This is a genomic window from Neisseria wadsworthii 9715 (assembly GCF_000227765.1).
Classification (GTDB): Bacteria; Pseudomonadota; Gammaproteobacteria; order Burkholderiales; family Neisseriaceae; genus Neisseria; species Neisseria wadsworthii.
This window is the reverse complement of record NZ_JH165159.1, coordinates 102268-112483: the sequence shown is the minus strand read 5'-3', so window position 1 is coordinate 112483 and position 10216 is coordinate 102268. Positions and strand designations below refer to the sequence as shown.

Sequence of the window (10216 nt, the reverse complement as noted above, 5' to 3'; positions counted from 1 at the left end):
GGCATTTTGTATCGGCGGCTATATTTTGAAATGCGTCCAAACCGGTTGGCAGATGTCCGGCAATTCGGGGCAGGTGCCCAGAATGCCGCCGCTGAAATCGCCGATGCGGTGGAAGTCGCTGCCAACGCTGGACAATAAGCCGTAACGCTGGGCGAGCAGGGCGTAATTTAAGCGGTCGTTTTTATCGCAGCTGCCGCTGTGTATTTCGATGGCGTGTCCGCCCAGCGCTTTGAATGTTTCAAACAGATTGCGCTTGGCTGTGGCGGAAAAACCGTAACGCATGGGATGGGCAATTGCAGCCAAGCCGCCGGCGCCGAGTATGGCGGCAACACTTTCTTCCAAACTTGCCCATTCGTGTTTAACCGAAGCGGACTTGCCTTCGCCCAGATATTTGGTAAATGCCTGCTGCTTATTTCTGACATGACCTTGAGTGATTAAAAATTCTGCCAGATGCGTGCGTGAAACCATTTCGGGGTTGGCGGCGAGCGCAAGTGCGCCTTCGTATGCGCCGCTTATGCCTTTTTTCGCCAGCTTGCCGGCGATGGCGGACAGTCTTTCCAGCCTGCCTTGCCGCACCCGGGCAAGCAGGTTTTGCAGGGCTGTGTCGTGCTCGTCGAAATCCAAGCCCACAATGTGCACGGTGCGGCCGCGCCAAGTTACGGAAATTTCTACGCCGTTGATGAAGCGGATGCCGAGCTTTTCAGCTTCGGCCTGTGCTTCGGCCAAGCCGCCTGTGTGGTCGTGGTCGGTGAGTGCCAACATGCTACAGCCGTTTTGCGCGGCCAGCCGAACCACTTCGGCAGGGCTTAATGCGCCGTCGGACACGGTAGAATGGCAGTGCAGGTCAATCATGTGGCTTTTCATCGGATTGTTGCGCGGCGCGGGCGGCTTTCAGGCGCTGCTGTTGCGCGTCGTAGGCGGCTTTTTCATTGTAATAAATCGTTTGGATGCAGGCTTCGCCGCATTCGCTGCCGCAGCATTCCCATTCTTCAGGCTTTACCGGCTCGGGCAAAAGGGGTTCAGACAGGCATTCCTGCTCAGGCTTCGGGGTCGTATCCATCACAAATCTCCAAAGTGCAGCCGTTGAATTCAATGGTTTCACCGCCCCGGATTTTGGCGGTTTTGCGCGTTTCCACCGCGCCGTTACGCAATACTTCGCCTGCGGCAATCAAGGCTTTAGCCTGCCCGCCGCTTTCTGCTAATCCGGCGAGTTTCAGTAAGTCACATAAAGGAATGTATTCGTCGTTTTCCAGATAGACGATTGCTTGCATGATGTTTTTTTCTTTAAAAAATAGACTTGCAGCTTCATGCTGCCTTTCAGACAGGCATATTTTACACGAATGTTTTTATTTAATCTTTTGAAACAAGCACAATGATACTTTCTTTAAGATACCGAATGCCTGTCTGAAAAAGCTGTCGGAGAATAATGCAGTGTCGATTTTCCATTGTTACAGTTATCTGATTTTTTCAGACAGGCATTGCTGTATTTCAACCCTGTTATAATATCCTTTTACGTTTCCCTCCATCTCACGCCATGACCGATCCCATCTACGTCCCCCTGCGCCTGCACACCGAGTTTTCAATTACCGACGGCACGGTGCGCATCAAAGATGCCGTGAAAAAAGCCGTTTCAGACGGCCTGCCTGCGCTGGGAGTGAGCGACCTGATGAACATGTTCGGCTTGGTAAAATTCTACAAAGCCTGCCGCGGCGCGGGCATCAAGCCGGTGGCGGCGGCGGACGTGTGGATTGAAAACCCTGCCGCGCCCGACAAACCGTTCCGCGCTATGTTCATTGTAAAAAACGACAGCGGCTACCTGCGCCTGAGCGAACTGCTCACCGCCGCCTATGTGGGCAAAGACCGCAACGTCGATCATGCCGAGCTGCGGCAGACGTGGCTGGCAGAAGGCGACAACAGCGGCCTGATTTGCTTATCGGGTGCGCATTACGGCGAAGTGGGTGTCAACTTGATCAACGGCCACCCCGACGCGGCCAAAGCGGCGGCGCAGAAATACGCGGCGTGGTTTCCCAATGCATTTTACCTCGAACTGCAACGCCTGCCCGAACGCCCGCAATGGGAAACTTCGGTATCCGGCAGCTTGGAAATCGCCGCGGAATTGGATTTGCCCGTAGTCGCCACCCATCCGACCCAGTTTCTCAACCAAGAAGATTTCAGCGCCCACGAAGCGCGGGTGTGCATTGCCGGCGGCTGGGTGCTGGCCGACAAAAAACGCCCGCACGAATTCACGCCTAGCCAATATTTCGCCTCGCCGGAGCAGATGGCCGAGCGTTTCGCCGACCTGCCCGAAGCATTGCAAAACACGGTAGAAATCGCCAAACGCTGCAACCTCACGCTCACGCTGGGCAAAAACTTTTTGCCGCTGTTCCCCACGCCCGACGGCATGTCGCTCGACGATTATCTGACCCAACTTTCCAACGAAGGCCTGCAAGAGCGCATGGTGCAGCTTTACCCCGACGAAGCGGAACGCGCCGAAAAAATGCCCGAATATCAGGCGCGCTTGGATTTTGAATTGGGCATCATCATCCAGATGGGCTTTCCAGGCTACTTCCTCATCGTACAAGACTTCATAAACTGGGCGAAAAACAACGGCTGCCCCGTGGGGCCGGGGCGCGGTTCGGGTGCAGGCTCGCTGGTGGCCTACGCGCTGAAAATTACCGACCTCGACCCGCTGAAATACGCGCTGCTGTTCGAGCGGTTCTTAAACCCCGAACGCGTTTCCATGCCCGACTTCGATATCGACTTCTGTCAAAGCAACCGCGGCCGCGTGATTGAATACGTGCGCGAAAAATACGGTGCCGATGCCGTGAGCCAGATTGTTACTTTCGGCACCATGTCGTCAAAAGCCGTCATCCGCGACGTGGGCCGCGTGCTGGAATTGCCGTTCGGCCTGTGCGACCGCTTGTCGAAACTGATTCCGCTCGAAGCCAACCGCCCCGTGAGCTTGGACAAAGCCATGGAAATGGAGCCGGAAATCAAAGAGCTGATTGAAAGCGAAGGCGCGGAAGACTTGATGGTGCTGGCGAAAAAGCTGGAAGACCTCACGCGCGGCCTCGGCATGCACGCGGGCGGCGTGTTGATTGCGCCGGGCAAAATTTCCGACTTCAGCCCCGTGTATCAGGCCGACGAATCCGCCTCGCCCGTGTCGATGTACGACAAAGGCGACGTGGAAGACGTGGGCTTGGTGAAATTCGACTTCTTGGGCTTGCGCAACCTCACCATTATCGAAATGGCGCAGGAAAACATTAAAAACACCGTCGGCGAAGAAATCGACGTAAACACCATTCCGCTCGACGACCAAGCCGCCTATAAGATTTTCCGCGATGCCAACACCACCGCCGTTTTCCAATTTGAATCGACCGGCATGAAGAAAATGCTGAAAACGGCGCACACCACCAAATTTGAAGAGTTGATCGCCTTCGTATCGCTCTACCGCCCCGGCCCGATGGACAACATTCCCGATTTCGTCGCCCGTATGAAGGGGCAGGCGTTTGAATACATCCACCCGCTGCTCGAGCCGGTGCTGGAGCCGACTTACGGCATCATGGTTTACCAAGAGCAGGTGATGCAGGCGGCGCAGGTTATCGGCGGTTATTCGCTCGGCGGTGCGGACTTATTGCGCCGCGCCATGGGTAAGAAAAAGCCCGAAGAAATGGTGAAACACCGCGAAATCTTCGCCAAAGGCGCGGAAGAAAAAAACATTTCCCGCAAAAAAGCCGACGAAATTTTCGACTACATGGAAAAATTCGCCGGCTACGGCTTCAACAAATCACACGCCGCCGCCTACGCACTGATTTCCTACCAAACCGCATGGCTGAAAGCGCATTATCCCGCCGAATTCATGGCCGCCACCATGTCGAGCGAGTTGGACAACACCGACCAGCTCAAACATTTCTACGACGACGCACGCGCCAACGGCATCTCGTTCCTGCCGCCCGACATCAACGAATCGGATTACCTGTTCACGCCGAATAACCAAAAACAAATCCGCTACGCCCTCGGTGCCGTCAAAGGCGTGGGCGAAGGCGCGGTCGAAGCCATCATGCAGGCACGCAAAGAGAGCGGCAAATTCAAAGACCTGCTCGATTTCTGCGAACGCGTCGACAAAGCCCACCTCAACAAACGCACGATAGAATCGCTGATACGCGCCGGCGCGTTCGACACCCTCAACACCAACCGCGCTATGCTGATCGCCAATATCGACTTAGCCATCAGCAACGCCGAACAAAAAGCCGCCAACGCCAATCAGGGCGGGCTGTTCGATTTTGCCGAAGACGCGATTGAAGCCGTGCAGTTGGTGGATGTTCCCGCTTGGGGAGAAGCGCAAAAGCTGGCGGAAGAAAAACAAGTGGTCGGTTTTTACCTTTCAGGCCACCCGTTCGGGCCATTTGCAAAAGAAGTGCGCCAGTTTGCGCCGGTTAAACTGAACAAACTCAAACCGCAGGAAAGTGTGCGGGTGGCGGGTTTTGCCACGGCTGTTCGTTCCATGATGGGCAAGCGCGGGCGGCTGGTGTTTGCAACATTGGAAGACCCTTCCGGCAGGGTGGAAGTGATGGTAACGGGGCAGGCTTTGGAGCTGGGGTCCGCCGAATTGAAAGCCGACCGGGTGTTGATTATGGAGTGCAAAGTCAGCCGCGACGATTATGGCAGCGAGGGTGGTTTGCGTATCATTGCCAATAGTGTGATGACATTGCAGCAGGCGCGTGAACGGTTTGCCCGCAATCTGACACTGCGTTTTAATCCCCAGCATGATATAGAAGCGGCAATAGCGGTTTTACAATCTTACCGGGCTGCCGATACACACGTACCAACCGTGCCGGTGCGCGTATTCTTCCGTAACGACGGGGCGCAAGGCGAACTGAATGTCGGCAGGCAATGGCATGTTACACCCAAAGCCGAATTGTTTGACCGGCTTACCGATATTTTAGGCGAATATCATTTGACGGTGGGTTGGTAGCAGTCTGTATAAACTTGGCAGAGAAAACAATGCCTGTCTGAAAAGCTTTAATTCCATGCTTTTCAGACAGGCATTTTGTTTGAAAACAGAGAAATATCAGTGGGATATAGTGAAATTATACGGTAATCGTAGAAAATAATGTATGACATTAAAGTAATTTCATTGTATTATTACATCTGATTAATTACCAAAGGTATCTGTAATTTAGTTGATTATTTCATGGTCTATAAACCCCATAGTTGTTTGCTTATTTATAATTCATACCGTTTATTTGGTTATGTACTCGTCATTGGTTGTTATGTGTTTATATTGCGGACGCAATATTTTTTGAACCTTTTGACGCATATCCCCTCAATAGACGAGTGCAAAATTTAATCAATTAAAGTAATGCTATTTGAATAAAAAGTAAATAACAAGTCATAAAAAAACAACACATAAGCCGATTATCGATTTTTTAAGCCGATTATCTTTAGTTTTGTAGTGAAATAATAACGGAAGTGTTGTACTATTTGGGAGCTTTGTAGATTATGAAATCAGAATCGACAACCATGAATAAGACCAATATAAAGGCTTTCGAATTAAGCCAAAATCACATTACAACTGATGAAAACATTCCATTTTTTACTGCTTTCGAGCCTGATCTGGGATTAAACATGCCGCAAGAAGGGCTGGAAGCAGTTGAAGCCATACCGGCTCCGAAGCCTGACGGTACGACATTATCGGGCAACGAGTATGCGGCTAATGAGCGGAATGCAGTCATGATTGACCTGCCGCAAGAGGCGGGGATAGAGGCAACAGAAATACAGGCGGCAGAAGCTGCCGGTTTTTCGCCTTATCCATGGCTGGCGGGCTTGGGCTTGGGCGGCGGGTTGATTGCAGGCCTTGCTTCTGCCGGCGGCTCCGGTTCCGACGGCAAAAATACTGATGCAGCAGATGGCGGCAAGCCTAGAGCTGCCGCAGCTATCCCCGACGGACCGGCAACAACCCCGTATGAAAGTGTTCTTGCTCAACCTCAAGCAGATATAGAGGCTCCTGAAAAGCGTCCAACTGATGAAGCAGTTAATCCACTAGGCGTGGAGGAGAGCAAGCAAGAAGCTGTAATTGCAGAGAAAACCATACAAGCAAATGCGCCGGAAGCACCGGCGTATCCGCAAGATGAGACAGGGCAGCCGGCTGCAGAGCCAATGGCAGAGCCGGCACCTGTCGAAGAAAAACCGCAAGAAGCGGTTCAACTTAATAACAATGAGAAGGAAGCGCCTGATTCTGTTGAGTGGAAACCGGAAACAGATTCAAGCAGCAAGCCTAGTGTTGCTGAAGAAGCTCAACCTAGCGGAAAAACCGAAGTGGTTGAGAGAACTTCTGATGAAGTAATACACAGTACGCTTCAAAACAACGAGAAGGTTGTTGTAGAACCTTCCATCAATGGCAGTGTAGCAATTGCTGCGTCAGAGGCGGAGGGCCTGGCCGGCAGCCCTGCCAACGCACAGAATGAAGGAAACTCAAATACTCTTGCTGGAATACCCAAAAAACAGGAGATCGATTTGACTAATACTGGCCCAAAAACAGTAACTACGAGTGCATTCGTAAGCAGCAATGTACCATCAGGCGCTTCATATACTGTTGTGAAAAATGCGGCGGAAGCAGCAAAAGCTGCCGCAGGCAACAGCGGTTTGAAGCATATTGTGATCAGCGACGGCGACCATCACACTTTGTTCACCAAAGGTGCGGGAGGAGACTACACGACGAAGTGGGGCTCCGGCACATGGGGCGCTACGTTTAAAGACAGTGTATCGGTTGCCGCCTTCCACAATGGCGGCGGCGACATCACTTCCGCATTGCAATCAGCCATCAACATCGCGGCTAAAAAAGGCTTGGGCGTGGAGATGCCCTCTAACGGCACTTTCGTTCTGAGCGGAAAAGGCGCCGTTGTTTTAGCGGGCACCGACTATGTAAGCGGCAATAATTCCACTTTGGTTTATAAGGGAATTACCAGCGGCTTCAAGAGCGGCATCACGCTTGCGAAAAACGTGAAAGATGTGGAGATCGAAGGTTTCAACTTCGATTTGCAGAATCTGGAAGGCGTGCGGGGGATTGCCGGCATCAACAGTAGCGGCGTTACCATTGAAAACAATAATTTTGTTAATGTGAAAAACAGAGCCATCAGTTTTGTCACGCAAGATGGCAACATTGATGATCTGACCATCAAAAACAATAATATTGTTTTGAAAGAGGGTGTGCAAAGCGATGCAAACTCCAACTATGCCATTGTTCTTTATAACCAGTCTGAGTCCAGCCTGTATTCAGGCAGCTTGACCAAGTGGCACGAATACCGCGGCGACAAGAAAATTGCCGACAACAAATACCAGATTACCGATGCGCTGATTACCGGCAACAAAATCACCGGCGGCTATTACGGCATCTCTTTCTCCGGGGTGAGCAACAGCACCATCAGCAATAATGTTATCAGCGAGAACATGCGTAATATTTCTATGCAAAACCGAAGCGATAACAACAAAGTGATCAATAACTACCTGACCGAAGGAAAATCTTCTGCGGTACATATCGCTTATATGTCGAACAACAACACGGTCAGCAAAAACATTGTTTCCAGCTCCAAAGCGAGCGGACAAGGTTTGTTGCAGGCTTACCAAGGCAGCCAAAACAACAAATTCACTCATAATGAAGTGAATATCACCAGCAAGCTCGGTACCGGCTGGATGCTTTATACCGGCACGGATTCCAACGGCACCGTGTTCAGCCACAATACCCTGAACGGCAACGTTAACCGTAAGGTGGTGGGTGTTGAGTCGATCTGGGACAGCAATTCCTCCAAAGGCGTAATTGGTGCATATATGCCGCGCCCGCTGACCCTTTACGATATTGTGACTAAGAAAAGCTATAACACCAATTACAACGGTGGTACCGGTGATTTGAACGATGTGCGCGTAACGGACAACATTATCGCCAGCAATGCCACCAATAAGCGGGTTTCCGTATTATTTATGGGTGCGGAAACTTCCAAAGGTCTGTATGGCAATGAGAACTTGGTAGGCGACATTAACAATTTGAAGTTTACCGGCAACCATGTGATGGGAGGCGGCTTCTATAAATTTGTTGACACACACACCAATGGCGCCGATATCAACGGATTTGTTAATAAGAGCAACGGTGATATGAAAGGCACGGTGCAGAGCTATGTAGGCTCCGCAGCCGATAACACCTATTTTGTCGATAACGTCAAAGACACCATTAAAGAATCTGCCAACGGCGGCAAAGACACGGTGTACAGCACTGTTGATTACAAATTGCCCGATAACGTAGAAAATCTGGTATTGCTCAATATCAAGTCTATTAACGGTACGGGTAATAATCTGGACAACATTATCAAAGGTAATGTAGGTGATAATAAACTCGATGGTGGCTTGGGTAATGACACATTGATCGGCGGCGAGGGCAGAGACATTCTGACCGGCGGCGGTGGTAATGACACCTTCCTGTTTAACGCCCAGTTAAACGGTGAGGTAGACAGAATTACCGACTTCACTTCCGGCAGCGACAAGCTCGGTTTAAGCACGCTGGTGTTCGGTGAATTGGAGGGCAATTGGTTTGCCCAGGCAAATGCCGTAACCGCAGAAACCCGCGTGATTCAAAACGGCAACAAGCTGTTTTATGATGCCGACGGCTCCGGTAAATACTTCAGCGCGGTGCAGTTTGCCGAGCTGGATGGTGTGGACTACGAATTAAGCGCTTCCAACTTCACCATTTATTAATGCCGGAAAGCAGCCGGTAAACCGAATGGTTTTATCATACCCAATATGATTTGATGATTCGGTTTGCCGGTTGGTTTAACGACAATGCCTGTCTGAAAACGTTTTTAAAGTTTTCAGACAGGCATTCTTAATTTGATTGGCTATATAATCCACACACATTGAATTTAATCAGAATCATCCATTATGCCTTCAACACCGCAGATATCCGCCAATGCGGCATCTCCACTTTATTTCGATGCACTGATTATCGGCGCAGGAGCTGCCGGTATGATGTGTGCCGCCCGCATCGGGCAGCACGGTAAAAGCGTGGCTTTATTGGATCACGCAGTCAAAATCGGTGAAAAAATCCGCATTTCCGGTGGCGGGCGCTGTAATTTTACCAACCGCAATCTCGATGGTGGCGACGGCTCGCCTTATTTCGTATCACAGCAGCCGCGCTTTGTGCGCCAAGCATTGTCGCGCTATACCAGCCGTGATTTTATTAATCTGGTCAAACGGCACGGTATTGCGTACCACGAAAAACACAAAGGACAGATGTTCTGCAACGGCAGCGCTGTTGAGATTATCTCCATGCTGAAAAGCGAATGTGGAAAAGGGCAGGTTCAGTGGTACACCGGCTGCCGTGTTGATTCCGTACATGTTTTTCAGACAGGCATCGCAAGGTTTGAGATACGCAGCAGCAGCGGCGTGTTTCATTGTGCCGATCTTGTGATTGCCACAGGCGGTTTGGCCGCGCCAGCTATCGGCGCCACGCCGTTTGGCTATGAGCTCGCCAAACAATTCGGCCACAGCATCGTGCCGCCCGAAGCCGCTTTGGTGCCTTTGCGTTTCGAGCATTGGGCGCAACACGGCTACCATACACTTTCCGGCATCGCCTTGCCTGTGCGCATCAGCACCGGCGAGGGGAAACGCGTCACCGTTTTCGATGAAGATTTACTGTTCCGCCACAAAGGCTTAAGCGGCCCGGCCATTTTGCAGATTTCCAGCTACTGGCAGCCCGGCCAAACCCTGCGTATTGACTTGTGCCCGAACACCGATCTGGCGCAAACTTTATGCGAGAGCAAAACCGGCCGTAAGATCCAGCTCAACACCGCGCTCAAACAACTTTGCCCCGAGTTGCCCGACAGATTGCTGGATTTCTGGCTGGCGCAAGAAGCATTCGCACCTTATGCCGCGCAGAAATGGGCCGACATACCCAATGCAGTTTTACAGAGGCTCGGACACAGCTTGAATAACTGGACATTGCTGCCCAGCGGTAGCGACGGCCACAAAAAAGCCGAAGTGACCCGCGGCGGTGTGAATGTAAAAGAAATCGATGCCAAAACCATGCAAAGCAAGTTGCAACCCGGCTTATATTTTATCGGCGAAGTGATGGACATCACCGGCTGGCTCGGCGGCTATAATTTTCAGTGGGCATGGTCGTCGGCAGTGTGCGCGGCGGAAGCGATTTGTGCGGAATGAGTATAAATAT

At 51.4% G+C, this 10216-nt stretch carries 6 protein-coding genes; 3 read left to right on the top strand and 3 right to left on the bottom strand.

Annotation, left to right across the window (positions count from 1 at the left end):
- Window positions 1-18: 18 nt before the first annotated feature.
- The 3 genes from HMPREF9370_RS00465 to HMPREF9370_RS00455 are packed head-to-tail and all read right to left on the bottom strand — an operon-like array spanning window position 19 to window position 1271.
- The gene (locus HMPREF9370_RS00465; RefSeq protein WP_040666718.1) at window positions 19-852 is read right to left on the bottom strand and encodes a PHP domain-containing protein; all 834 of its coding nucleotides are present in this window, start codon (window positions 850-852) and stop codon (window positions 19-21) included.
- Window positions 845-1060, bottom strand: coding sequence for an oxidoreductase-like domain-containing protein (locus HMPREF9370_RS00460; RefSeq protein ID WP_009115255.1), 216 nt, complete (start codon window positions 1058-1060; stop codon window positions 845-847). The genes HMPREF9370_RS00465 and HMPREF9370_RS00460 overlap by 8 nt, the downstream gene beginning before the upstream one ends.
- Entirely contained in the window at window positions 1038-1271 is a 234-nt protein-coding gene (locus HMPREF9370_RS00455) for an RNA-binding S4 domain-containing protein (RefSeq protein ID WP_009115254.1), read from the bottom strand. Before HMPREF9370_RS00455 ends, HMPREF9370_RS00460 begins: the two co-directional genes overlap by 23 nt.
- Before the next feature lie 263 nt (window positions 1272-1534).
- On the opposite strand from HMPREF9370_RS00455, the gene dnaE reads away from it, so the two are divergent.
- The 3 genes from dnaE to HMPREF9370_RS00440 all read left to right on the top strand — a co-directional run bounded on the left by dnaE (window position 1535) and on the right by HMPREF9370_RS00440 (window position 10206).
- A complete protein-coding gene (dnaE, locus tag HMPREF9370_RS00450) occupies window positions 1535-4975 on the top strand; it encodes a DNA polymerase III subunit alpha (protein ID WP_009115253.1) in 3441 nt (1146 codons plus the stop codon).
- 548 nt (window positions 4976-5523) lie between these two features.
- Window positions 5524-8745 carry a right-handed parallel beta-helix repeat-containing protein gene (locus tag HMPREF9370_RS11510; RefSeq protein ID WP_009115252.1) on the top strand — a complete coding sequence of 1074 codons (3222 nt, stop codon included), beginning with the start codon at window positions 5524-5526 and terminating at the stop codon, window positions 8743-8745.
- 183 nt (window positions 8746-8928) lie between these two features.
- On the top strand, window positions 8929-10206 hold the full coding sequence (locus HMPREF9370_RS00440) for a BaiN/RdsA family NAD(P)/FAD-dependent oxidoreductase (RefSeq protein WP_009115251.1): 1278 nt from the start codon (window positions 8929-8931) through the stop codon (window positions 10204-10206).
- Window positions 10207-10216 lie beyond the last annotated feature (10 nt).